The following is a 24,205-nucleotide window of genomic DNA, read 5'->3' as shown; positions in this document are numbered from 1 at the left end:
ACTTGTATCACCCGATAGGAGAAATTGTAATGCATGAAGTGGATTTTCTCAATGCTTCAAATCATTCTAAAAGTTAACGGGATTTCCTGTGTCCTCCGAAATCGGCAAGATGTACGGTTGTATCACAACCGGATCTTGAAACCCCTTACTCCGAAGTCGTGGGGTTTGGATTTGTAATGCTGTTGAACTGTGAAAATGAACCGCGAAGATGGAAGAAGAAAACAAGAGAAACAAATGGCTTCATGTCAGGCTGACTTCTAAGGAATATGAGCTAATCCAACATGCGTTTGGACAGACAGTTCAGGATAGCCTGAGTGGTTATGCAAGGAAATTACTGCTGAAAAAGCCTGTAATCGGCAGGTATAAGGATACCGGAATGCAGGAACTGTTGGCTCAGTTGACCGCAGTCAGAAGAGACTTGCATGGGATTGCCACCAACTATAATCAGTTGGTAAAAAAGGTAAATTCATCTGCCGGAAATGAAATAGGCGTTCACCTTTCTCAAGGAAAAAAATTGCATCAGGAGATTGAGATTTCACTGGAATCGGTGAATCGTTTTATCAATCAAACGGCAAAGAAATGGTTGCAATCATAAAGACCAGTACTTCGCTGAGAAGACCATTTCATTACAATGAAAATAAGGTCGGTCAGGGTGTTGCAGAGTTACTTTTTGCACAAAACTATCCTATTAACAATGCGCAACAGACTGGTGAATTGCGGCTGAAATATTTACTCAAGCTGGCAAGTTTGAACTCCAGAACCGGGGTAAATGCAGTGCATATTTCTTTGAATTTTGCTCCTGGAGAAGAGTTTGAAAAGGAGAAACTACAACACATTTCGAGGGAATACATGAAGGGGGTTGGCTTTGAAAACCAGCCCTATCTGGTGTATAGACATACCGATGCAGGTCACCCACATCTCCATATTGTGACAACCAATATTGCTCTGGACGGCAAGCGGATTCCATTGCATAATATCGGCAAACTCAAGTCGGAGCCGACCAGGAAAGCTATCGAAAAGGAGTTTGGATTGGTGCCAGCTGAGTCGCAAAAGTAAGGACTTTATATTGCCAAACCTGTTTCGATTTCCAGATTGGAATACGGTAAATCGGAAACCAAACGAGCCATTGGAAATGTGCTTCAGCATGTGCTTAAAAGCTATCGATACACTTCCCTGCCAGAGCTAAATGCAGTTTTAAAAGGGTATCGGATACTGGCCGATAGGGGAACGGAAGAATCACGAATATTCAAAAGCAGGGGATTGGTTTACCGGGTGTTGGACGATCAGGGAAATAAGGTTGGCGTACCGATTAAGGCCAGCATTTTTCACTTTCGAGCAACGCTGAATTCCATTGAATCGCGATTTGAATCCAATGAATTGGAGCGTAAGAACCATATCAAATCCATACGTTCTGCGATTGATCTAACGCTGATGAAGATGTCTGGAAAGAGTCTTGATGATGTAATAAAAAGCCTGGAAAAGAAGGGAATTGCAACGGTGAAAAGAGAGAATCAAGAGGGGAGACTGTATGGGATCACCTTTGTAGATCACCGGACCAAATGTGTGTTTAACGGAAGTGCATTGGGTAAAAATTATAGTGCCAAAGGACTGCTGGATCGAATTGAAAAATATAAAAATAACGATGGGCTCGCTTTGGAATCTGTAGTAAAAACGTCAAGTATGATCAGGGAAAAGCAAGATATGATCCCCGAAAAAACAATAGGTTCTGAAAACAGAGGTGTCTATTCAGACACCACTTTAAGGGGTTTATTAGATACGGTGATCACTCCTGAACAGGAGTATAACTATGTGCCATTTGAATGGCGGAAGGAAAAAGAAAAAGAAGTTGATAAAGTAAACGATAAACTAGTGATGTATGGGAATGCAGACAGGGGAAAACGAGCAGGGATTACGCAAGATTTTGGATATGACGCGGTTGATGGGAATTGGGGTTTTGGGATTGCATTTCTATTACTATTGCTATATCACATTCCAGGACTGGGGTTTGGTTTCGGATCTGACTGATGGGGTGCTGGAGAATATTTCCAGCACTTGATTGTATCAGGATTTTCATACGTCCAAGCTCATTGCACTGGCAATGCTGGGGATTTCCATTCTGGGAATTAAAGGTAGGAAGAGTGAGAAATTGAGTGTTAAGAGAGCTTTTATTTATGGGGGATTAGGAATGGTTTTCTACTTCGGAAGTTATATACTAATGAGGTGGCAAGCTCCGGTGGAATGGGTTTCTACTGTCTATATATCACTGACCGCAGTCGGTTTTTTATGCATTCTTTCAGGGGGAACCAAGCTGTCAAGAATCATCCATAATAAACTAAGCAATGATATTTTCAATACTGAAAACGAAACTTTTCCTCAGGAAGAACAGCTGATTGAGAATGAGTTTTCGGTAAATCTGCCAGCGAAGTATAACTTAAAAGGAGAGGTCAGAGACAGCTGGATCAATATTGTCAATCCCTTTCGTGGGTTGATGGTGCTGGGAACTCCGGGATCTGGTAAAAGCTATTTCGTCATCCGTCATGTGATTACCCAACATATCAAAAAAGGGTTTTCCATGTTTGTGTATGACTTCAAATTCGATGATTTATCGGTTATTGTTTACAATACTTGGCTAAAAAATAAGGTTAGCTATAAAGTTGTCCCGGAATTCTATGTGATCAATTTTGATGACCTCACCCGGAGCCATCGCTGCAACCCGTTGACACCGGAAACTATGCTGGATATAACCGATGCAGCTGAATCGGCAAGGACAATTTTAATGGGGTTGAACAGAGAATGGATCAAAAAGCAAGGAGACTTTTTTGTGGAATCACCTATCAATTTTCTGACAGCGATCATCTGGTTTCTGAGAAAATACAACGGAGGAGAGTTCTGCACTTTACCGCATGTCATTGAATTGATGCAGGCAGATTACGATGAGTTGTTTACCGTATTGCGTACCGAAAAGGATATTGATGTGCTGATCAATCCCTTTGTTAATGCTTACCTGAATGATGTAATGGAACAGTTGGAAGGACAGATCGCCTCTGCCAAAATATCTATGGCGAGGCTGTCTTCAGCACAGTTGTACTATGTGCTTTCCGGCAATGATTTTACCTTGGATATCAATAATCCCGATGAACCAAAGCTGGTATGTATGGGCAACAATCCCCAGAAAATCCAGATCTATGGAGCGGTACTCTCCCTGTATGTAAACCGTCTGGTTAAGCTGGTGAACCAGAAAGGAAAGCTAAAAAGCAGCCTGATATTCGATGAGTTTCCGACCATTTATTTGAATGGTATGGACAGTCTGATCGCCACTGCCCGGAGCAATAAAGTAGCCACAACTTTAGGTATTCAGGATCTCAGCCAGCTGCGGAAAGACTATGGAAGGGAGCTAGCCGATGTGATTATGGGTATCGTTGGTAACATTGTTTCGGGGCAGGTGACTGGGGACTCTGCAAAGCAATTATCGGATAGGATAGGGAAGATAATGCAGGACAGACAAAGCCTTTCGATCAACAGTGCAGACACTTCAATCAGCAAATCAAAACAGTTGGAATCTGATGTTCCACCTTCCACGATAAGCTCGCTTTCATCAGGAGAATTTGTCGGTATGGTAGCCGATAATCCGGACTGCAAGCTGAGTCTAAAAGCATTTCATTCGGAGGTTATTAATGATCATAATGCGCTCAAAAAGGAGCAGGAAAACTATGTGCCTATCCCTGAAATCCGAAAGATAGATAATACCATTGTTCAGCGAAACTACCTGCAGATCAAGCAGGATATCCGGGATGTCATTCTGGCTGAAATGACTAGATTAATGAATGATCCGGCATTGGGGCATTTGGTGATCAGGAAGGGATAGAAGGCTAGAAAGGTACAAATAGAAAATAAATAGGATCGTCGCACAGGGAGTACTTCAACGTCTTCAATTAAACAAATTCAGATTAGCAATACGCCAGTATATACTCAGAAAGCGGCTAGAGATCAAGCATTTATCCAGCTATCTGCTTTTAGAATCTGCGGTAGTAAAAGCAAGTCTAAAACTTAGATGCGTTCTTTGATTCCGCTCAAAAATGATTCTAATAAGGAAAGGGCATGATCAATGGATTGATCTAATTTTGCTGCCCAATCTTTGGCAATCGCTGATTGATATCGGTCTTTGATATTTTGTTCAATTATACTAAGAATTCGCTCCTTCAGTTTGTTTGAAATTTGCAGGAATTTGGCTGCTTCTCTTCCCAATACTCGCGAAGCAACAATTCGTTGGCTGATTTTACCATCGTCACCTAAAAGTTCCAACAGATCTGAGTGGTCATCAATTATTGAGTCATTCATTAGCCAGTAAGCTTGCGAAATGATCATAAGAATGTCATTTAAGTCATTTTCTCTTTCTTCCGGACGGTCTGACCAAGCAACCAATTTTAAAATAATCATACCCGGTAACGTTGGAATATTAACTAGGATGTTTTCTATTTCTACTTGGGTTGGCCTAGACATGACTTCTTTAAAACCAAGGACATGTAGGTCGGTATGCCTTTCGTTAAAATTTTCGGTGTAGTTTTCTTCAATTTCTCTAAATGGGAGAACATCTACGACAACATCATATTGAGGATGTCTGAAGGTCCATGGAGCGGCTACTTTTACGAATCCTCTGCCTTCAAGCTCACTGGTAAATTGCTCGTACTCTGCTATGGAGCTTATCATGATGGCGAAATCAATGTCCTTTGTGCCTCTTGAAGGCTTTATTCCATCTTTTAAAAGTTCCAAAGAAATAGCAGTGGCTCCAAGTAGGTAATATGGAATTCCTCTTGACTTGAATGTCTCATCAAGCAAATCAAACACTTCCTTGAAATGGGGAAGCCCCAGTTCTTTATAGTTCTGTGAGATATTCTTCATAAATAAGTTTGGCAGTTTCAAGGCTTCTTTTGTCTCCATTGATGATCAGGTCGGCATAAACTAGAAGTGGAGGGGCACACCCTTCTTTTTCGTTCCCTTTTTCCCAGAAGGTTTCATAAACTGCAATTTCTCCATTTGGATCGGGCATCAGGCGGGTTGTCTTGATAAATTCTGTTTTTTTGAGGTCAGTGAATAATGTGAATTTTTCCGGTCTGAGGTAATTAGTCAGAAGGTCTCCACCAGATTCTCCACCCCAGCGTGTTTTTGGGGTTGGGAGATAGATCTGTGTCCAGAGTTTGTCTTTTGGAAGCCTATACCTGCCTTGGTATAGGGTTGCCTTAAGGGTATCTCGGTATCCCCTAATCCACTGGTCCACAGCTTCATCTTTATTAGCCCATTGATATCCTAAGTTATTTTTTTTAAGCAAAAGCCCTAAAGTCTTTAGACCTTTTAGCACCAAAGGAATATTTCCTAAGGCTACTCCTGCTTGTTCGGCCAAATCTCTTTGGGTCTTAAATAGATTTTCGTTACTTACCAAAAGTTGGAAAAACACCCTAAGTCCTGTCTTGGTAAATGCTCTGTTGGCTTCTTTTTCTGGTTCTTTTAGCAGAGGGTATTGATTAATCAAGATAAAGGTGCCCTGTTTTTTAATAAATACATTACCATTGGCTTCTAGATAGTTGATGCCCATTTCCTGGAGCAACGTCTTGTACTTCGGGTACAGTCTATAGGCTATCAACAAGAAATTAGGATTTTCTTCTGCCAAAAGTTTAAGATTCCTGAGAATACTTTCCCTTATTTCATATTTTACCTCTGCCTCGAACTTGATTGGGCTCTCGGGCAAGTATAAGGTTATGTTGGCGTCCAACTCTCTGTGGCTTAATTCATCCCAGTGTCCTTGTACTGTCAGAGTCCTGTTTAGGTTGGCTAATGCTGTCTCTATAATTTCTCGCTCTTCCATGTTCACAAATATAGGCTGTTCATTCTTCGTGAACAAGCTAAAATAATGAACAATTTTTATTTCTTATAATTTCGTTGAAATCATCATCATTGGATATGATTTGAATATCAGTTCTAATAATCAAATTGTTTTAACCACTGTTTCTTGAAATTTTTATTAGTTGATTTTGGATCCGAAGCATTAGTCTATGAGATTGGATAATTAAGTAAATACAATTAATTTGTATACAGTACCAAGAAAGATAGGGTAGCTCCATGCTACCCTATTTAAGAAGGGTTTGAACTATAGATATCAATAATTCCTATTCAAAACACTTATCACCAACTTCTTCACTGTGTCCATCTCTTCCGGTTTGCTGGAAGCAATAAACAAGGTCAGACTGGCCAGTGCATCATTGCTGATGATTGAGCGCCCCTCCTCATTATGCAATAGATCGTTTGACTGCAAAAAGAGAAGGAAACAAGCTGCCGCTATCCTTTTGTTTCCATCCACGAAACCGTGATTTTTTACAACCAGGTAAAGAAGTGTAGCTGCTTTTTCTTCAAGGGTAGGATAGAAGTCCTCTTTACCAAAACCTTTGCTGATTTGTGAAACTGCACTTTCAAAACTTCCGTCTTTTTCCTTTCCAAATACACCGGATTCAAAATCTGATCTCATTGCTTGAATTACCTCTTTATATTCAGCTATCTCTGGATAGTTGGCTTGTCTCTTACTAAAACCTTTTTTGTCTAGATTCTCATGATCATAATCATCAAGCAACTCAAGTCCTTTTGCAAAATGATTGAGCCATTCCAAATTTTGATCCTGAGCTTTTTGTTCAATTGCCCGACTTAGGATTCGGATTCCATCTTTAAGCGTCTGCACTTCTTGTTGCTTCTGAGAAAGTCTCGTTTCATTGATCGCGTAGCCTTGGACAAGGAAATCTTTGAGCCGTTGGGTTGCCCACTGACGGAATCTAGTTCCATGTTGCGATTTGACCCGATAGCCAACAGAAATAATGACGTCTAGATTGTATTGTTTTATCTTGCGCTCGATATTTCTTTTTCCTTCGCGTTGAACTGTCAAGGATTCCTTGACAGTTGCCTCTGGTTTCAATTCGCCTTCTTTATAGCAATTATTGATGTGTAAACTGATGTTTTGTTTTGTTTGGTTGAATAGAGTTGCCATCTGAACTTGAGATAGCCATACGGTTTCCTGCTCAAACCTTACCTCAATTTGGGTTTGGCCATTTGCTGCTTGGTATATTTCGATTTTATTTTCCATTGTTACGGTTCAATTTAAGTTTCATTATTGAGTTAGGGCTCATCGTTAAAAAAGAAGTAAGTCTCGATTCATTGTAGCTTCTCCCTTAGAGCCTTCATGTCAAAACTTATCTTCGTATCCAGGATTTTGGCATAATGCTGCGTTTGTTTCAGTGATTTATGACCGAGCATTTTAGACACTGTTTCGATAGGGACTCCATTGGCCAAGGTAATGGTTGTTGCAAATGTGTGCCGTGCAATATGAAAGGTGAGCGGTTTATTGATCTCACAAACATCTGCGATTTCTTTCAAATAGGAATTCATCTTTTGGTTGCTCAATACCGGCAGTACATGAGTCCCGTCCTGGCATTGAGGATGGTTCTTATACTTTTCAATTAACTGTAATGCTTTTGGCAATAAAGGCAATCGGGTAGGAGAGTCCGTTTTTTGACGATGCGTGTAAATCCATTTTTCCCCATCTATTCCGGTAGAAATCTGATTCCTCTTTAGATTTTTGACATCAATATAAGCTAACCCAGTGAAGCAGCTAAAAAGGAAAATATCCCTTACCTGACTAAGACGTTGTATTGAGAATTTTTTCTCCATTAATTTTTCAATCTCTAACCAAGAAAGAAATACCCTGTTATTGACTTTGGTCGCCATCTTGAAACGAATAAATGGATTTCTATCAAGCCATCCATTATTGATACAGATTAGGACTACTTTTTTAAAGTTGTTGAGATATTTCACAGTGGTATTGTGATTGCAATTTCTAACACTCTTAAGCCAGAAGGCGTAGGATGAAATAAACTCGTAATCTAATTGCTTTATGTCCATATCCTTTTTCTTGTACTTCCAGTTAATGAATGAGCGGGTATGATCCAGCGAAGTTTTGTATCGCAATAAAGTTCCTGGGGCGAAATCCTTTCCTACCAATGATTCTAAATTGTCGTTGTGTTCCTGAAAGATTTCCAGAATCATTTTTTTCTTATCCCCGATGCCTAAGATTATATTTTTCAGAGACTCAGAGGTAATTTCTTTATCGGATTCCAAAAGTTGTTTTTTCGCCTGTATTGCTTTATGGTGAATGGTGTCCAAATAGGCATTTAATTCTCTGGCATCTTCTTTTGTACCTTCAGCTCTACCGACAGCACTACTCCATCGTGAAATTGGCCATAATCTCTTTGTGGATATTTCTTTGGATAAACCGTTTACGGTTATTCGCAGGTAGATGTACCTTGACTTTGTACTGTCTTTTTTTGATGGTTTCAGGAAAAAGAGTAATCCGAAGCTTTTTTCTAACATGACGTATTAGTTTAAGTTAAATAAAACTCGAAAATCAGGCTCTAAATAACAAGAAGCTCAGTATTTGAACATGTTCATTATCAACAAACTATATCTCGCTGAGTGCGTCTTTTTTTCGATAGTAGGTGAACTACACGAATGACGCACTAGAATTATGAGAAATTGTGAAGATTTTGGTGGTTTTAGCCACAAAAAAAGCCTGCAAAGAAACTCTTTGCAGGCTTTAATTTTACAATTCTGAAAAGTTAAAAACTGAATGAAAATTATTAAACCCCTTATAATCAGTATTTTAATAAGTTAATTCAAATCATTGAAGTCTATTTTTACATTTTCTTCAACGATTTTTTCAGCTTTTTCCGTGGAGCTGGCGAGATTCGAACTCGCGTCCAGATAAGGAAACAACGTACCTTCTACATGCTTAGTCACCTGTTAGGTTTTCGATCGAAATATGCTGGGTGACACACCTAGTTCCGACTTAGCTATTTGTCTTAGACCTGCTTAATAGCATCACAAGCCGCATTCCGATCAAGTCGACATCCCGGAATCCACCCCGAAAGGACGGGGGGCGGAGGGATGTGGNTTTGTCTTAGACCTGCTTAATAGCATCACAAGCCGCATTCCGATCAAGTCGACATCCCGGAATCCACCCCGAAAGGACGGGGGGCGGAGGGATGTGGCCGGGGAATTACTCTCGTAACTCAACCCTTTAAGCTTTCTTTCCTGTTAAGGTAAGATTAGGCAGCCATAGCGTAAGATTCTTCGCCATTTATAGTGCATATGAATTTTTTAAGGCCGTACATACTCCAGCCTGCATGCGAGCCCGATCTTTACACTTACTGTCAAAACCGGTCAGCCCCATTTGAATTAGGATGACAAAAGTAATACAATTTTGGTTCCATTGGCTAAGAGTTTTCCTATCTCTGAAAAACCCTCAATAATTTGAATTTACATAAGTTTGTAAATCAAAGAATTAGCGGAAATTGTCTGAAAATGCCATTTATGAGGCTTCCTGAGTATAGAGTTTTTTATATCTTGCGATGATGGAAAATTTCGTCGTTTCGGCAAGAAAATACAGACCGGCAGATTTCAAAAGCGTAGTTGGGCAGCAGCATATTACCACCACGCTTCAGAATGCCATAAAAAACAATCACTTAGCTCAGGCTTTTTTGTTTTGTGGTCCACGTGGTGTGGGTAAGACTACCTGTGCCCGAATTCTTGCGAAGACGATCAACTGTGAAAATCTTCAAGCGGACTTTGAGGCTTGCGGTACATGTGAGTCTTGTGTTTCTTTCCAAAACAACAGTTCCTTTAATATCTACGAACTCGATGCTGCTTCAAATAACTCCGTAGATGATATTCGAAATCTAGTAGACCAAGTACGCTATGCTCCGCAAAAAGGACAGTACAAAGTCTATATCATTGATGAGGTCCACATGCTATCCAATCAGGCCTTCAATGCATTTTTGAAGACCTTGGAGGAGCCTCCAAAGTATGCCATCTTTATTTTGGCTACTACTGAGAAGCACAAAATCATTCCTACCATTCTTTCCCGCTGTCAGATTTTTGATTTCAATAGGATTCAGATCAAAGATATAGCGGTACATCTAAAGTATATCGCAGAGAAGGAAACCGTGGATTATGAGGAGGAGGCGCTTCGGTTGATCGCAACGAAAGCTGATGGTGCGCTCCGTGATGCTTTATCTATGTTTGATTTGATAGTTACCTATTCCGCAGGGAAAAAAGTAACCTATCATGAGACTATAGGCAATCTGCATATTCTTGATTACGATTATTATTTCAAAGTTGTAGATGCCTTAGTCTCTGAGGATCTTTCTCAAGTGTTATTGATTTTTGATGAGATTCTTAAAAAGGGATTTGATGGTCACAATTTCATTGTAGGCCTTTGTGAGCATTTCAGAGACTTATTAGTAGCTAAAGATCCTGCAACCGTTGAATTGATAGAAGTATCAGAGTCAGCTAAGGAACGCTATTTACAGCAGACTGAAGATGCTTCTGCTTCATTTTTGCTTTCGGCATTGAACATTGCAAATCAATGCGATATTCATTACAAGACCTCCAAGAATCAGCGTTTACATGTGGAGTTGGGATTGATGAAAATGGCTAAGCTTCCGCAAGCTTTTCGTCTGTCTATGGTGGCTGCTGAGGACGCAAAAAAAAAAGCCTGACAGAGTCAGCCCCTGAGCCTCTTAAAGAACCTATTCCTCTTCCCACATCTTCTAGTACTGCCAAGGCTAGTCTCTTGCAGAAAACTATTTCTATTCCAAAAAATCTTGGTCATACGAAGCAATTAGCCGAGCAAAAGGCTAAACATGAGCTTCAGAATGCCAAAGCCAATGTTAGCGAGGAAGTCATTGAAGTAAAAGTAGATGGGAGAGACCTATCTCAAGCGATATTAGACGAGGTTTTTACTCAGGTAAAAGAACACTTTCAGAAGCTTGGGAAAAGTATGGAATTGGCAATTCTTGGGCAATCCATGAAGATGAAAAATGAAACTGTCATCCTTGAGGTAATGGGACATGTGCAAGAGGAGCTTGCACTAAAAATGAAACCTGAGTTAATTAGGATCATCCGGGAAATAGGCAATGTCAATCATTTTAAGATTGAATTGGAGCTAAAAGAGGAATTGGAATCCGAGCGAAATAAGCTTTATACCAGTACTGATAAATTTAATTTTTTAAAGGAAAAGCATGCTGCATTGGGTGAATTTCAGCGAAGATTTGGCTTAGAGACAGATTTCTAAAAATCCAGGGAAATTCCAAAATTGACAAGATTCTGTAGCTGCACTGCTTGTTTTGATGTGCCATCATCTTGTTTTATAAACACTTCCTCATCGTAAATTAATACAGTTTCTATTCGGGTTGAAATAAACCTATTTACTTTCATTCTGATCACAGAATTGAAATTGACAACCATGTTGCCAAACACCTCATAGTTAGAGAACAGGTTAATATCAGACTTCCAGGTGATGTTTTTCATCAGTTGGATATCTGTCACAGAGGCTGCAATAGAAACCCCAGCTTCAGCTCGGACATTCTCTCCTGGTGCCACACCAAATGCTCCCGCTCTACTGAGGGAGTCGTTGAGAACAATGGTGAATCGACCTGTGAATGGTGAAAGAATCACTGAAATCTTACTTTTGTCTTTGTAGGTTTTTCGATAATTAAGACCCGTTGATGATTGTAAATAGCCGGGAGAGAGTAAGTCTGATATTTTGGTACGAACTTCTATGTCGCTTCCTGATGGTCTGGAATATTTGTAACCAGCAAGGAGCTGGGCTCTTGCGTCTACTTGAGTAGATAAGTAGAAAAATTCCGAGAGTTCTCTACCGTAATTACTTACAAAATGGAAATTATCATTTGTCTTTCGAGTTTGGTAAGCTCTGTCCTCTTGACGATTGAAACCCAAGCTAAATGTAAGCTGAGTGTCCCAAACTTTATTATCCTTCTTGTAATTGGCAAAAAGAGTCAACCCAGAATTGAGGGCAAAAGTACTCGATCCACCAGCCGCCCAATTGGACAAAGTAACTTGCTGGATATTAAGATTGTAGTTTCCACCTGTTTTCCAGAAGATTTCTTTGACAGGCTCATCTATCAAGAGAGAGTCACCCAGCATCAGCAAAGTGTCCCCATTAATCAGTACAGTATCAGGAATATACTGCCTATCCTGAGCCTTAATAGTATGGCTTAGGCATAGTAGAAATAATCCAAAAATCAGGAAATACTTTGACATTCAAAAAGATTAGGGGATTGCAAATCAGGGGCGAAAGATAACCAATTTCTGCCCAATGGATATGATGTTTTGAGTTCCGATATTGTTCCAGTTTTTTAATTGGTTGACAGTCACTCCGTATCTTTTGCTTATATTAAATAGTGTATCTCCACTAGCAACGGTATGTGTTGTTTCAGAGGTTGAAGATGTTGTGTTAGTTTGAGTGGAATTTACAGCCGGCTGATTATTTGATTGAGCTGGACTAGCTGTAGCCACTGCCTGTCTAGTCGGTGCTGGGTTAGTGATTTTCACCACCGGGATGTCCTCACCACGTTTTCTGTGTTCTTGCAGGTTGAGCACCATTCCAGCTTTCAGATCATTGTCTTTTCTAATTCTATTTTTAGACTTCAATGCAGATAACTTGATTCCGTATTTCTGAGAGATGCTCCATAGTGTTTCGCCTGGTCTTACGATATGGGTTGCTACTTCAGCACTTGCTTTCTTTTTCTCAGTATAATAATAATCACCAGCCTCTATCCGCTCTCCTTTGTCCAGATCATTTAGTCTTCTCAGTTTATTTTCTCTTATTCCTACTCTATCAGAAAATGTGCTTTGAGTGGTGGTTTGAGAGGCTTGAACACCATCAAGATTATTAACAGTGATTTGATCTGGCTGTGAGGCTTTAGTTGTATTTCCGGCAATCCTTGGGAAGGAATTAGCTTGCTTATATGCAGGAGTTGAGGTTGCGACTGCTGCATTTGAGCTTTGCTGTGGAGCTTCTGTGATAATTGCTGGCTGGACAGAAGGAAGAGAGCCGTCTTTTACATATACTACAGTGTACACTCTATCTCCAGGAATTTTTCCATTCCTTGTCCACAGGTTATATTCTTCTAGATGCTTTTCGGTCACGCCTAATTTCTTTGCCAATGCGGCTAATGTAGTCGGACCTTGTACCCGCTCTTCCATCATGTATTGACCGCTACTTACCAGCCTAGTAGTTTGGCTGCCAAATGCGATTTTATGTGCTAAAAATTTCTTGAAATACCAGTGGGAGTTTCGGTCCACATCTACGATTCTCTTTCCGTTGTACTGTGTGCCAAAATAAGCTTTGGCTCCGCCTAGTCCCATTTGGTAGGATACTAATGCACACATCCAATTATCAAAGGCATTGTTGTGTTTTTGGAGATAGAGCGCAGCTCCTTTCGTGGAAGAGACGATATTTTTTCGCTCATCGATTTGGCTATCTACCCGAAGAAATACTTCTTCGGCAGTTCCTTGCTTAAATTGCCAAAAGCCAACAGCATTGGAAGTGGAAACCGCATCTCCGATCAATCCACTTTCTTGGATGACCAAGTATTTAAGATCTACAGGAACACCGGAATTTCTCAGTTCTCTCTCGATGATGGGCATGTATAGATTGACCCGGTCTTGCTTTATTTTGAAATAGGAGGGGTTGCGGTACTGTGCATCCACGTCTAATTGGATCTCGCGACGGGCCTGAGGATTAATTCTTACAATAAGGTCTGCAAACTCCAATTCAGCAGGAACTTGAGGTATTTGAGCCAGTACGTTTTGACTGAAAAAAAGTGACAGGATGAAAATTAGAGAGTAGTAACTGTAGGTTTTCATTCGAAAAAGGCTTTCATCGTAGTTTCAGCCTCATTTTAGCAAAAATGATTCCCCTTTTCGTTTCCCTTAGATTTTTCTTGCCATCATCACTCCGTCACGGATAGGTAGAAGTGCGTTTTCTACTCTTGGATCGTTTTGAATCATGTCGTTAAAGTCCAAAATTGCCTGAGTATCCTTGTCTATTTTCTTGCCTTTTTCTACTAAGACTTTCCCGGACCAAAGGACATTGTCTGCAAGTATAATTCCGCCAGAACTCATCTTGTCAATAATTAGATCATAATAGTTGGTGTAGTTGCTTTTATCTGCATCGATAAAGACCATATCGAAAGGACCAGGAAGAGAAGGGATGATTTCAAGTGCATTTCCAAGTTTATAATCGATTTGATCAGCAAGTCCACTTTCTTCAAAAAATCCACGAACCATAGTTTCAAGCTCATCATTAATGTCAAGTGTGATCAACTTTCCGTCTTTTTCCAGTCCTCTTGCCATGCAGATTCCTGAGTAGCCAGTGTATGTGCCGATTTCCAAAATAGTTTTTGGTCTTTGCATCTTAGTGAAAAGCTCCAGCAATTTTCCTTGCAAATGCCCGGAGATCATTCGGGGCATCAAAACTTTTGCCCGAGTTTCACGGGTGATTTTCTTTAGCAAATAATCCTCTTCACTACTGTGATCTTCGCAATAGGTTAGAAGTGCAGGGTCTATAAATTCCATGATTATTGAGGGGTATAAGTTAGGAAAGTAAGCATGTCAGGATTGAAAATATCCTGTGCGATTTCCTGAATTTCGTCTGCTGTTGTATTTCTGATCTGATTAAAGATGTTTTCTAAAGGGTCTACCTTTCCATGGTCGATTAAGCTTTTACCATACACGAGCATCAATGCTGAGTAATTTTCTTCTGCCATTGCCATCTGACCTATTGCTTGCTCCTTTGCCATATGAAGCTGAAGGGTGCCAAGCTTTGTACTAGTCATTTTGTGCATTTCTTTGAGTACCAGAGATTGGGCTTTTTTCAGCGTTTTCCCTTCTGTTCCAAAGTAAATACCAAAGAAACCTATATCCGAAAAAGGCTGATAACTGGACTCTATGCTATAGACATAGCCGTGTTTTTCTCTAAGCATCAAATTCAGCCTACTATTCATGCTAGGTCCACCCAGAATGTTATTAAGTAAAAAAAGTTTGAAGCGATGTGGGTCGTAAAGAGAAAAAGCCGGTCGGCCAATGGCACATAGAGACTGGCTTACGTCACGTTCCTGGGTTTTTACCTTTGGATCATAATTATGGAAACTGCTTCTCACATATAGGCTCCTTTTCGTTTGGATTTGGGATAAAGGACCTTCTATCCCACGTAATACTTTCTGAAAAGAAATATTTCCCACCACAGAAAATATCAGTCTGGATGTGTCCAATCGGGTAGAGATGAAGTCGAAGAAATCCTCTTGTGTAAAGCTCCCGACCGTTTGTTCTGTTCCCAGGATATTTCTTCCCAATGAATGATTTTCAAACACCAACTCATCCAATTCATCCTGTATCGCATCCTCCGGAGAATCCCGGTACATGGACATTTCCTCCAAAATTACCTGGCGTTCTTTTTCGATCTGCTTTTCGGGAAAAGTGCTGTTGAAAGTAATGTCGAAAAGTAGTTCAGCGGCTTTAACATAATGTTCTTTTAAAGTCGAAGCGTAGAAGCATACTTTCTCTTTGGTAGTGTAGGCGTTGAGCTCTCCGCCAAGTGATTCCAGACGGTTCAGGATGTGGAAGGTCTTTCGCTTTTGAGTGCCTTTGAAGGCCATATGTTCCCAAAAATGAGCCAGCCCTTCTTGTTCTTTAGTCTCGTCTCTACTTCCTATGTCTAATATAAATCCACAGTGAACTAGTCTGGTATGGGTAACTTCCTGATGGACAATCCGAATGCCGTTATTAAGTTCTTTGATGTTTAATTCCATGCTATAATTTACCCTTTCGGTAATATACAAAGTAAAGCAGGAAAAAGGTTCCTGAGGAATTTCTAACCAGATTTTCGCATTAGAATTAGTAACTTTCCAGCTCAGAATTAGAAAACCACATTAAAAAACCACATGAAATCGAGCATGTCGAAAACGACACAAAGAGGGGTTATTATTTCCTAAGCGAGATTCTCCCGAATCGAGTTCGGGACAGGCTATCCCGTTTCCTTCGTCACGGGACAGGTTATGACCAAAAAAAATCAATTATAAACACATGAAATATCAACCTCTTTCCAGTTCACTTTATATCAAGAATAGAGAGAAATTTTGCTACAAACTAGCTGAAGGCAGCGTAGCTATTTTCCATTCAAATGACATCATGCCCACCAATGCTGACGGGACTATGCGTTTTCGTCAGAATAACGATTTATTTTACCTCACCGGAATTGACCAAGAAGAGACTATTCTACTAGTTGCTCCTGATTGTCCAAATCCTCACATGCGGGAAGTACTTTTCTTGAGAGAAACTAATGAACACATAGCAATCTGGGAAGGGCATAAATACACCAAGGAAGAAGCTGAAGCTACTTCTGGGATTAAAAATATCCAGTGGCTAGCCAATTTTGATCAAGTATTCAACACAGTGATGGCACTTTGCTGCAATATCTATCTAAATACTAATGAGCATTTGCGTGCCGGAGTGGTAGTAGAAACTCAGGATGCCAGATTTATTAAAAAGTGCAAAGAGCGGTTTCCCTTACACAATTATCATCGTTCTGCTCCTATCATGCATGAGCTCAGAGGAGTGAAGGAGAAAGAGGAAATCGAACAACTTCAAGTTGCCTGTGATATCACCGAGAAAGGTTTTAGAAGAATTTTGTCTTTTGTAAAACCTGGCGTTACTGAATATGAAATCGAAGCAGAATACCTGCACGAGTTTGTAAGAAATCGCAGTAAAGGCTTTGCCTATGAGCCAATTATTGCTTCCGGTGCATCTGCCTGCGTACTCCATTACATCGAAAATCATAAGGAATGTTTAGCTGGCGAAATGCTCCTCATGGATGTGGGGGCTGAGTACGGCAATTACAATGCGGATATGACCCGTACCATTCCGGTAAGTGGTAGGTTTACGGAAAGACAACGAGCCGTGTATGATGCAGTTTTGCGTGTGCAAAAAGAAGCTTCACATATTCTAAGAATTGGTACTAATATTCAGGATTACCACAAAGAAGTAGGACTGATTATGCAGAGTGAGCTAGTTGGCTTGGGTTTAATTGATCAGACCGATATAAAAAATCAAGACCCTAACTGGCCAGCTTACAAAAAGTACTTTATGCATGGTACTTCTCATCATCTGGGATTGGATGTGCATGATGTAGGTACGATGCATGGGCCGATCAAACCGGGAATGGTATTCACTGTGGAGCCAGGGATTTACATTCAGGAAGAGGGGCTGGGGATTAGGTTGGAAAATAATATAGTGATTCAGGAAGGCAAAGGATATTTTGATCTGATGCGAAATATCCCAGTAGAAGCTGAGGAGATCGAGGAATTGATGAATAGGTAATTGGATCCTTGGTATCAGTGCTACTCAAATCAAAAAAAGCTTTACCCAGACAATAGGTAAAGTTTTTTTTGATGCCCGTATTTGGAATTAGTCGTTAGGATAAGGAATGTATACGAAGCTGGTAAATGCCCCATCCATCACAAAAAGACAACAAAATTCGTCAGGATCTTTATAGGCTTTTTCGAACTCAGGTAGCGCTTCTTCAGAGATCAATTTTCGCTGCACAAACTCATCTACATAGGTCATGAAGTAATTCCAGTCGAGGCCTTTTTCCTCTTTGCCAACAAAAATTTTACCTATTGGTTGCATCTCTTTAGAAATTGGGAAAATCGGATAATCAGAGAATTTCCGGGTTCTGATCTGGTAAGAAGCTTCTTTTAGCGCGTCTGAGATCTTTATAAAATCACTGGTAATTGTACCCAGATATTTTCCGCTCAGTTCGGGATCATTGAAATCTGAAATCATGATTTTAAAGTTAAGAGTACTACATTTTCTACATGGTACGTTTGTGGAAACATATCCACGGGCTGCACCTTATCTACTTTATATTTTTCGCTCAAAAGCGCTACATCCCGAGCCTGGGTGGCAGGATTGCAGGACACATACACGATTTTTGGGGCGTTCAGTCTTAGTAACATCTGTACTACTTTTTCATCCATTCCCGCACGTGGAGGGTCGGTAATAATCAAGTCAGGTGCGGCATGATTTGCGATAAATTCTTCATTTAGCATGTCCTTCATATCACCTGCATAGAAGAGCGTATTGTCCAGTCCGTTGATTTCCGAGTTGAGTTTCGCATCTTCAATGGCAGCCGCTACATATTCAATTCCGATAACTTGTTTGGCTTGCTTTGCTACGAAATTTGCGATTGTACCTGTGCCGGTGTAGAGATCATATACCACCTCATTGCCCTGCAAATCAGCAAAATCCCTGGCAACCTTATATAACTCGTAAGCTTGCTCAGAATTGGTTTGATAGAAAGACTTCGGTCCGATTCTGAATTTCAATCCTTCCATTTCTTCTTCTATATATGCTTTGCCTGCGAAAGTGACCAATTCCAAATCATGGAAAGTCTCATTTCCTTTGGTATTGATGACATATAATAGTGAAGTGATATCCGGGAATTTCTCATTCAAATGACCCATGACTTTTTGAATCGCTTCAGGATCATTTTCTCCAAACTGCACAATCACCATACTTTGATCTGTGCTGGTGGTTCTGATAATCAGATTTCGAAGCAGACCAACTTGATTTCTAATGTCGTAGAAACTCAGCTGATTTGCCAAAGCAAACGCCCTAAGCTCATTCCTTACATCATTTGAGATACTTCCCTGAAGGTAACAATGATCCACATCGATGATTTTGTCAAACATCTTCGGAATATGAAAACCTAAGGCGTTTCGATCAAAATCCTCTCCAGATCTGATTTGCTCTAAGGTGAGCCATTTCTTATTAGAGAAAGTGAAATCAAGCTTGTTTCTATAGTAGCGGGTTTTTTCTGAACCAATCGTTGGCATCACTTCTGGCATTTCTACTTTAGCAATACGCTGAAATTGATCTACTACCTGCTGACGCTTATAAGTTTTCTGTAAGTCATAATTAATGTGCTGCCACTTACAGCCACCACATGTGCCAAAATGGGGGCAAAAAGGATCTATTCTCTCCTTGGAATACTCATGGAAATTTACCGGTTCCCCTTCCATGAAGGAGCTTTTTCCTTTGGTAATTCTTACATCTACTACATCTCCAGGCGCAACTCCCGTTACAAAAACCACTTTTTCCTCATGATGTCCCAAACATTTACCCTCTGAGGCAATCCGCTCAATAAGGAGGTTTGTAATCACTTTGTTTTTCATTTTTCGCGACATGGGCGCAAAATTAGGGAAATTTGAATGTAATAGTGAATGCCATGTCTAACTTGGAATTATTAACATTCGTATTACTAATCTATTCGTAAAAAATATTCCTTTCGAAAACTTAAAAATTGAAATTTTGGTTTAAAGTTGGTTCAGTAGAAATTTTTCTAGTTGATATGGGATATTGAATGAATCAATTTTTGATCTTTCGAAACTCGAACTTGAAATTTAAAAATCACAAATTCAGTATCTTTGAATCATCAATGAAACAAGATAGTATTAAAGATAAAGTAGTTATTGTTACAGGGGCCACCTCGGGAATAGGAGAGTCATGTGCCAGAATTTTTGGTAAAGCAGGCGCTAGAATCGTGATAACGGGCAGGAATCAAGAAAAATTGAATGCGACTAAAGCAAAATTAGAAGCAGAAGGGATTATTGTATTGGCGATTTTGGCAGATGCGAGTGTGGTGGCTGATAATCAAAGAATGGCTGACACTGTTCTGACAGAATACGGCAAAATAGATATTCTAATAAACAATGCGGGTATTTCCATGCGTGCGCTGTTTGAAAATCTTGATTTCGAAGTGTTTCATAAAGTGATGGATACAAACTTTTGGGGTACTGTCTATGCAACTAAATTTTGCCTGCCTTCAATAGTGGAAAACAAAGGGACAGTGATTGGTATTTCCTCTATCAACGGATTTCGCGGCACACCCGCAAGAACAGCCTATACAGCTAGCAAATACGCCATGAACGGATTTTTTGAATCATTACGGACAGAGGTGATGAAAAAAGGAGTGCATGTCTTGGTGGCTTGTCCGGGATTTACGGCTTCAAATATTCGCAAGAATGCGCTCACTGCACATGGTTCTTCTCAGGGAGAATCTCCTCGTGATGAATCAAAAATGATGAGCTCAGATGAAGTCGCCGAAGAGATTTTGACGGCAACTTTGAAAAGGAAGCGTGACTTGGTTTTGACCACACAGGGTAAGCTCTTAGTCTTTTTGAATAAATGGATGCCGGGCAGGTTGGATCACATTGTCTATAATCAGATGGCTAAGGAAAAAGACTCACCTTTCCACTAAATGCCTGAATCAATCTTTCAGACTTACCGACATCGGCTTATTGACCTGTCTTCCAAAAACAGGTCTCTTTATCTACCAAAGTCAGAAGGTTTTGGGGTTGTTGATCTGAAAGAGTTAGATTTTTTGAATGGGGAAAATAGCTTTGAAATCATTAGAAGGGCTATTTCCTCAAAGAATACATTTCCTTTAATTCCAGAATCCGATCCTAGGCTTGCTAGTGTAAATTCCCTTTCCAAAACATTTTCCAGACTTTCTTTTCGGGATCAACTGACTAAAGAAGAAACCGGGGAGGGCTCTCTATTCCTAGGATGGCCATTTGTCGAGGGGAAATTAATCAACGGACATGTTCTAAGAGCGCCATTGCTGCTTTTGAGTGTTGGTCTTCAGATTGAAAATGGGCAATGGGTTCTTTCAAAAATCAATGAATGGCAATGGAGTCCGGCCTTTCTATTGGCTTATAGCCAGGGATATGGGAAAGTTTTGGATGCAGATGCATTGAATCAAGCATTGCAGGAACTGTCGACTGATGCAACTGAATTCCGAACTGAATTTTCTAAGATTCTCAATGACAATTTCTCAATTCAGCTAAGCTCATCCCTGTTTGAAGATCAGCTTATTCCCTTTCCTGTTTCTCAATTGAGTTTGGATTCCGGCAAATTTCAAGATGGAAAGCTTGCTTTGAAAAGCTATGCGCTTTTAGGTCTGTTTGCCCAAAAAGCAAATTTTCTGTTTTCTGATTATGAAAAGCTGGAAGATGAGTTTTCTGATATAGATTTAGAAGAGCTATTTATTAAGTACTATGAAACGGACGAAAATCAGTCCATACCTAGAGAGGACCAGCTTTTCCCTGTTTTCCCCTTGGACGCTTCCCAAGAAAATATCTTGATGAAAGTCCGACAAGGGAGAAGTTTGGTAGTGGAAGGCCCTCCAGGAACGGGGAAGTCTCAATTGATCGCAAATCTAGTTTCTGACTATTGCTCAAGAGGCAAAAAAGTGTTGGTGGTTTCTCAAAAGAGAGCAGCTTTAGATGTAGTTTTTGAGCGGTTGTCCAAAGCTGGCTTTGGTGATTTTCTGGGTTTGGTGCACGATTTCCGAGCGGATCAAAAAGTTCTTTTTCAGAAGATAAAAGCTCAAATCGAAGCTATAGAGTCATATCAGGAGCAGAATAGAGGAATTGATTCTATTCAATTGGAAAGAGAAATTTCTCAATACTCCAAGGCGATTTCCAGACTTTCGGAGAAGTTCGAAGGTTTTCGAACTGCGCTTTTTGATACCGAATCGGCGGGAATTCCTGTTAAGGCTATGTATCTGAATGCGGATCTGAAAAAACCATTTTTTGATCACCCTGATTTAACTAAACTAGATTACCAGAAAGCACAGGATTTTGAAAAAGACTATAAAATTCACCATTCCTATTCGTTACAGTTTAAAGGTTCGTTTTGGGAAAAGAGAGTTTCATTCTCCCATTTTGAGCCTGTGGTTTTCCCGAGAATTGTCCAGAGTTTGAATGAAATAGAGACTTCTAGAGTAAAATGGGCAGCTGATAATTCAGATGTTCCTTTCGAAAAGCTAGCCAGTTTGATTTTGGCAACTGCTGATTTTCCCGATTCCATAAAAGGGCTCAATGACAAGCTAAATCAATTAGAGAAGCCTGAATTAGCTATTTTATCGATATTTGATTCCAAGAATCGATTGGTGCTTACTAAGGTTTGCAATTGGATTTCAGCCTCAATCGAAAAGCTTCAGCAGCTTTCATTTGGTATATCAGCCAGTTCCGAAAACCTATCCAGTCTTGAGCTAGAGCTTGATGCATTGAAAGTAAAAACTACGTCATGGCTGGGGAAAATGCAGGTGCAATTGAATAAGGACAAATTCCCGTTGACTTTTGAAATCCTGGACAAGTCGAATTTGAAGCTTGATTCAAAAGCTATATCGGGTATTCGCGCTGAACTTGAGACTCTTAAAGCATTAAATACTGAACTTGTAGAGCTTCCAAAAATGGAAGGAATGGAGATCACTAAGCTTTCCACTGCAGGTTTAGAGAATCAGCTAGAATTATTGTCCCCAGTTCTTGATTGGATTGTATTATGGGAGAATCGACAGGAGTTACATTCCTTAGCTTGTTGGACATCAGATGATTTTAAACCCCAGCTCAACAAAGTGCGCAAGTTTTCGGAGTCATTTCAGCAATCGTCAATCAACTGGAAAGCTTACTTGAATAATGATCAGATCTTTTATGCTTTCAACAATGGAACGGCGGCAATTGGTACTGAATTGAACTTAAATCAGACTTTTTCGGAGCTTGTAGCTTTTGATAGGTTTTTAGAGAAATCCCATCCGATTACTATTTCACTTGCTGAAAAACTGGAAACAGAATACCCCGCATTGAGTTTATCAGATCAGCTGTTAGCATTTTGGAATTCATGGTATTTGGCATGGATAGCTTATTTGGAAGCCAAGAGTCCTCTTTTGGCAGAAGCCGGGAGTCTGGCGATGCAACATGAGCTGGTTGAATTAAAGGGAGCGATTCTTGAAAAAAGGAAGATAGCTAGACATATCGCTTTGCTTAGACTTCGGGAACAAATCACAAGTGGACTGGAATTTAACCGTCTGGGAAATCGACTGACTTATCGGGATTTGCTTCACCAGGTTAGTAAAAAGAGGCAGCGTTGGCCTATTAGGAGATTGCTGGAAGAAATGGGAGAAGAGGTTTTTCGTCTGTTGCCCTGCTGGTTTGCCAGTCCTGAGACAGTTTCTGCAGTGTTTTCATTGGAGCAAAATTTTGACTTAGTGATTTTTGATGAAGCTTCACAGTGCCATGTTGAGCGGGGTTTACCCGCAATGCTACGAGGTAAGCAGGTGGTAATTGCCGGTGATTCCAAGCAGCTTCGGCCTTCGGATTTCTATCAGGTAAAATGGGAATCTGAAGAGGAGGGGCTGGAATATGAAGCGGAGTCCTTGTTGGAGCTGGCAGGGGATTTTTTTGAAAAACATCAGCTAAAAGGTCATTACCGCTCAGCAGATCCGGCTTTGATACATTTTTCTAATGAGCATTTCTATGAAAACCAGTTGGAGGCATTGCCTGATTATGTGACGACTATGGTTGGAAAGCCTGCATTTACTTGGGAAAAGGTTGAGGGGATTTGGTTTAATCAGGTAAATAAAATGGAGGTAGATGCAGTTGTTTTGAAAGTCGAAAGGATTCGTCATTCATCACCTTCAGATAGTATTGGGGTTGTGACAGGGAATTATTTTCAGATGGAATTGATTCGTGAGAAACTCTGGAAAGCAGGCTTCCAAGATTCAGGAATCAAAGTGCGAAATATTGAAAACGTGCAGGGAGACGAGTTTGACCAGGTGATTTTATCCTTGGGTTATGCCCCCAACCCGGATGGAAAGTTAGTTACAAATTTTGGGCTGCTCGGTAAGTCAGGAGCTGAAAATAGACTGAATGTGGCCATTACCCGGGCCCGAAAGAGAATGCATGTGATTTCGAGTATTGAACCGGCTGATTTCCGACCAAGTCAGCTTAAAAACCAGGGTTTAGCCATGCTTCGAGAGTTTTTGACTTTTGCTCAAATACAAAGTGGAAATCCTTCAATTGCCACTCCAACGGCTATAACCAAGGGTTATGAGATTTATTGGAGCTTGAAAAATAAATTGTTGGATTTAGACAAATCCTATTCAAAAGAAACTCCCTCAGCTGTGATGGACTTGATTTTGACTGAATCAAGTGGAGAAAAGAAAGCTGTTCTTACAGATGATCAGCGATTTTTTAATGCGGCTACAGCAAAAGCGGCTTTAGCATATCACCCTATTTTGCTTGAACAGAAAGGCTGGATATATGAATGGAAGTGGAGTAGAAATTATTTTTATTTATAATTGATTTAATGATTGATATATCATTCATTAAATCAATTATAAACCTATAGTGAATGATTTATGATTCACTATAAATAAATTGAAATGTATGATAATTCATTCATTAAT

The 24,205-nt window shown here is 40.1% G+C and carries 18 protein-coding genes, 1 other RNA gene and 1 pseudogene; 9 read left to right on the top strand and 11 right to left on the bottom strand.

What is annotated here, in order from left to right; genetic code table 11:
• The first annotated feature begins 208 nt into the window (after positions 1–208).
• The 4 genes and pseudogenes from SYJ56_RS13535 to mobC all read left to right on the top strand — a co-directional run bounded on the left by SYJ56_RS13535 (position 209) and on the right by mobC (position 3,865).
• A complete protein-coding gene (locus SYJ56_RS13535) occupies positions 209–595 on the top strand; it encodes a plasmid mobilization protein (RefSeq protein ID WP_323834921.1) in 387 nt (128 codons plus the stop codon).
• A complete protein-coding gene (locus SYJ56_RS13530; RefSeq protein ID WP_323834920.1) occupies positions 580–1,056 on the top strand; it encodes a relaxase/mobilization nuclease domain-containing protein in 477 nt (158 codons plus the stop codon). The genes SYJ56_RS13535 and SYJ56_RS13530 overlap by 16 nt, the downstream gene beginning before the upstream one ends.
• Positions 1,057–1,092: 36 nt before the next feature.
• Positions 1,093–2,025, top strand: a complete 933-nt coding sequence (locus SYJ56_RS13525) for a hypothetical protein (protein WP_323834919.1) — start codon at positions 1,093–1,095, stop codon at positions 2,023–2,025.
• Positions 1,928–3,865, top strand: a pseudogene (gene mobC / locus SYJ56_RS13520) (conjugal transfer protein MobC). The gene SYJ56_RS13525 and the pseudogene mobC overlap by 98 nt, the downstream one beginning before the upstream one ends.
• A gap of 182 nt (positions 3,866–4,047) precedes the next feature.
• On the opposite strand, the gene SYJ56_RS13515 reads toward mobC, so the two are convergent.
• The 5 genes from SYJ56_RS13515 to ssrA all read right to left on the bottom strand — a co-directional run bounded on the left by SYJ56_RS13515 (position 4,048) and on the right by ssrA (position 9,263).
• Positions 4,048–4,899 carry a hypothetical protein gene (locus SYJ56_RS13515; protein WP_323834918.1) on the bottom strand — a complete coding sequence of 284 codons (852 nt, stop codon included), beginning with the start codon at positions 4,897–4,899 and terminating at the stop codon, positions 4,048–4,050.
• Positions 4,874–5,860: a type IV toxin-antitoxin system AbiEi family antitoxin gene (locus SYJ56_RS13510; RefSeq protein WP_323834917.1), complete on the bottom strand. Its 987-nt coding sequence runs from the start codon at positions 5,858–5,860 to the stop codon at positions 4,874–4,876. Before SYJ56_RS13510 ends, SYJ56_RS13515 begins: the two co-directional genes overlap by 26 nt.
• Before the next feature lie 291 nt (positions 5,861–6,151).
• Complete coding sequence (gene rhuM, locus SYJ56_RS13505) at positions 6,152–7,123, bottom strand: RhuM family protein (protein ID WP_323834916.1); 972 nt, start codon at positions 7,121–7,123, stop codon at positions 6,152–6,154.
• Between the two features lie 68 nt (positions 7,124–7,191).
• Positions 7,192–8,406 (bottom strand): site-specific integrase, encoded by a 1,215-nt coding sequence (locus SYJ56_RS13500; protein ID WP_323834914.1) that lies wholly within the window; start codon positions 8,404–8,406, stop codon positions 7,192–7,194.
• Positions 8,407–8,762: 356 nt separating this feature from the next.
• Positions 8,763–9,263, bottom strand: a transfer-messenger RNA (tmRNA) gene (ssrA, locus tag SYJ56_RS13495).
• 183 nt (positions 9,264–9,446) lie between these two features.
• Between ssrA and SYJ56_RS13490 the strand changes: the two genes are divergently transcribed.
• Both SYJ56_RS13490 and SYJ56_RS13485 read left to right on the top strand, forming a co-directional pair.
• Positions 9,447–10,592, top strand: a complete 1,146-nt coding sequence (locus SYJ56_RS13490) for a DNA polymerase III subunit gamma/tau (RefSeq protein ID WP_323834912.1) — start codon at positions 9,447–9,449, stop codon at positions 10,590–10,592.
• A 74-nt stretch (positions 10,593–10,666) separates the two neighbouring features.
• A complete protein-coding gene (locus tag SYJ56_RS13485; protein WP_323834910.1) occupies positions 10,667–11,167 on the top strand; it encodes a hypothetical protein in 501 nt (166 codons plus the stop codon).
• Here the strand turns inward: SYJ56_RS13485 and SYJ56_RS13480 are convergent.
• The 4 genes from SYJ56_RS13480 to SYJ56_RS13465 form a co-directional block, all read right to left on the bottom strand.
• Positions 11,164–12,156, bottom strand: a complete 993-nt coding sequence (locus SYJ56_RS13480; RefSeq protein ID WP_323834908.1) for a DUF3078 domain-containing protein — start codon at positions 12,154–12,156, stop codon at positions 11,164–11,166. The two genes, SYJ56_RS13485 and SYJ56_RS13480, sit on opposite strands and share 4 nt — an antisense overlap.
• A 24-nt stretch (positions 12,157–12,180) precedes the next feature.
• A complete protein-coding gene (locus SYJ56_RS13475; RefSeq protein WP_323834906.1) occupies positions 12,181–13,764 on the bottom strand; it encodes a lytic transglycosylase domain-containing protein in 1,584 nt (527 codons plus the stop codon).
• A 66-nt stretch (positions 13,765–13,830) separates the two neighbouring features.
• On the bottom strand, positions 13,831–14,475 hold the full coding sequence (locus SYJ56_RS13470) for an O-methyltransferase (RefSeq protein ID WP_323834904.1): 645 nt from the start codon (positions 14,473–14,475) through the stop codon (positions 13,831–13,833).
• A 2-nt stretch (positions 14,476–14,477) separates the two neighbouring features.
• Positions 14,478–15,707, bottom strand: a complete 1,230-nt coding sequence (locus SYJ56_RS13465; protein ID WP_323834902.1) for a M16 family metallopeptidase — start codon at positions 15,705–15,707, stop codon at positions 14,478–14,480.
• 274 nt (positions 15,708–15,981) lie between these two features.
• Between SYJ56_RS13465 and SYJ56_RS13460 the strand changes: the two genes are divergently transcribed.
• The gene (locus SYJ56_RS13460) at positions 15,982–17,274 is read left to right on the top strand and encodes an aminopeptidase P family protein (protein WP_323834900.1); all 1,293 of its coding nucleotides are present in this window, start codon (positions 15,982–15,984) and stop codon (positions 17,272–17,274) included.
• A gap of 87 nt (positions 17,275–17,361) precedes the next feature.
• Here the strand turns inward: SYJ56_RS13460 and SYJ56_RS13455 are convergent, their stop codons facing one another.
• Both SYJ56_RS13455 and rlmD read right to left on the bottom strand, forming a co-directional pair.
• On the bottom strand, positions 17,362–17,739 hold the full coding sequence (locus SYJ56_RS13455) for a hypothetical protein (protein ID WP_323834898.1): 378 nt from the start codon (positions 17,737–17,739) through the stop codon (positions 17,362–17,364).
• Entirely contained in the window at positions 17,736–19,142 is a 1,407-nt protein-coding gene (gene rlmD, locus SYJ56_RS13450) for a 23S rRNA (uracil(1939)-C(5))-methyltransferase RlmD (protein WP_323834896.1), read from the bottom strand. The genes SYJ56_RS13455 and rlmD overlap by 4 nt, the downstream gene beginning before the upstream one ends.
• A 251-nt stretch (positions 19,143–19,393) precedes the next feature.
• Between rlmD and SYJ56_RS13445 the strand changes: the two genes are divergently transcribed.
• Together SYJ56_RS13445 and SYJ56_RS13440 are read left to right on the top strand one after the other, a co-directional pair.
• Complete coding sequence (locus tag SYJ56_RS13445; RefSeq protein WP_323834895.1) at positions 19,394–20,215, top strand: SDR family oxidoreductase; 822 nt, start codon at positions 19,394–19,396, stop codon at positions 20,213–20,215.
• Positions 20,216–24,097, top strand: a complete 3,882-nt coding sequence (locus SYJ56_RS13440) for an AAA domain-containing protein (RefSeq protein ID WP_323834893.1) — start codon at positions 20,216–20,218, stop codon at positions 24,095–24,097.
• The last annotated feature ends 108 nt before the right edge of the window (positions 24,098–24,205 follow it).

Origin of the sequence: Algoriphagus aurantiacus (assembly GCF_035156405.1) — a bacterium.
Lineage (GTDB): Bacteria > Bacteroidota > Bacteroidia > Cytophagales > Cyclobacteriaceae > Algoriphagus > Algoriphagus aurantiacus.
The sequence above is the reverse complement of the archived record's forward strand: the minus strand, read 5'-3'. Positions and strand labels throughout refer to the sequence as shown.

What these genes read in the sequence shown, in the direction of transcription:
- SYJ56_RS13440 (WP_323834893.1), top strand. Translation starts at nt 20,216, where the DNA reads ATGCCTGAATCAATCTTTCAGACTTACCGACATCGGCTTATTGACCTG.
- SYJ56_RS13480 (WP_323834908.1), bottom strand. Translation starts at nt 12,156, where the DNA reads ATGTCAAAGTATTTCCTGATTTTTGGATTATTTCTACTATGCCTAAGC.
- SYJ56_RS13455 (WP_323834898.1), bottom strand. Translation starts at nt 17,739, where the DNA reads ATGATTTCAGATTTCAATGATCCCGAACTGAGCGGAAAATATCTGGGT.
- SYJ56_RS13535 (WP_323834921.1), top strand. Translation starts at nt 209, where the DNA reads ATGGAAGAAGAAAACAAGAGAAACAAATGGCTTCATGTCAGGCTGACT.
- SYJ56_RS13510 (WP_323834917.1), bottom strand. Translation starts at nt 5,860, where the DNA reads ATGGAAGAGCGAGAAATTATAGAGACAGCATTAGCCAACCTAAACAGG.
- SYJ56_RS13445 (WP_323834895.1), top strand. Translation starts at nt 19,394, where the DNA reads ATGAAACAAGATAGTATTAAAGATAAAGTAGTTATTGTTACAGGGGCC.
- SYJ56_RS13470 (WP_323834904.1), bottom strand. Translation starts at nt 14,475, where the DNA reads ATGGAATTTATAGACCCTGCACTTCTAACCTATTGCGAAGATCACAGT.
- SYJ56_RS13465 (WP_323834902.1), bottom strand. Translation starts at nt 15,707, where the DNA reads ATGGAATTAAACATCAAAGAACTTAATAACGGCATTCGGATTGTCCAT.
- SYJ56_RS13530 (WP_323834920.1), top strand. Translation starts at nt 580, where the DNA reads ATGGTTGCAATCATAAAGACCAGTACTTCGCTGAGAAGACCATTTCAT.
- rlmD (WP_323834896.1), bottom strand. Translation starts at nt 19,142, where the DNA reads ATGTCGCGAAAAATGAAAAACAAAGTGATTACAAACCTCCTTATTGAG.
- SYJ56_RS13500 (WP_323834914.1), bottom strand. Translation starts at nt 8,406, where the DNA reads ATGTTAGAAAAAAGCTTCGGATTACTCTTTTTCCTGAAACCATCAAAA.
- SYJ56_RS13490 (WP_323834912.1), top strand. Translation starts at nt 9,447, where the DNA reads ATGGAAAATTTCGTCGTTTCGGCAAGAAAATACAGACCGGCAGATTTC.
- SYJ56_RS13460 (WP_323834900.1), top strand. Translation starts at nt 15,982, where the DNA reads ATGAAATATCAACCTCTTTCCAGTTCACTTTATATCAAGAATAGAGAG.
- SYJ56_RS13475 (WP_323834906.1), bottom strand. Translation starts at nt 13,764, where the DNA reads ATGAAAACCTACAGTTACTACTCTCTAATTTTCATCCTGTCACTTTTT.
- rhuM (WP_323834916.1), bottom strand. Translation starts at nt 7,123, where the DNA reads ATGGAAAATAAAATCGAAATATACCAAGCAGCAAATGGCCAAACCCAA.
- SYJ56_RS13515 (WP_323834918.1), bottom strand. Translation starts at nt 4,899, where the DNA reads ATGAAGAATATCTCACAGAACTATAAAGAACTGGGGCTTCCCCATTTC.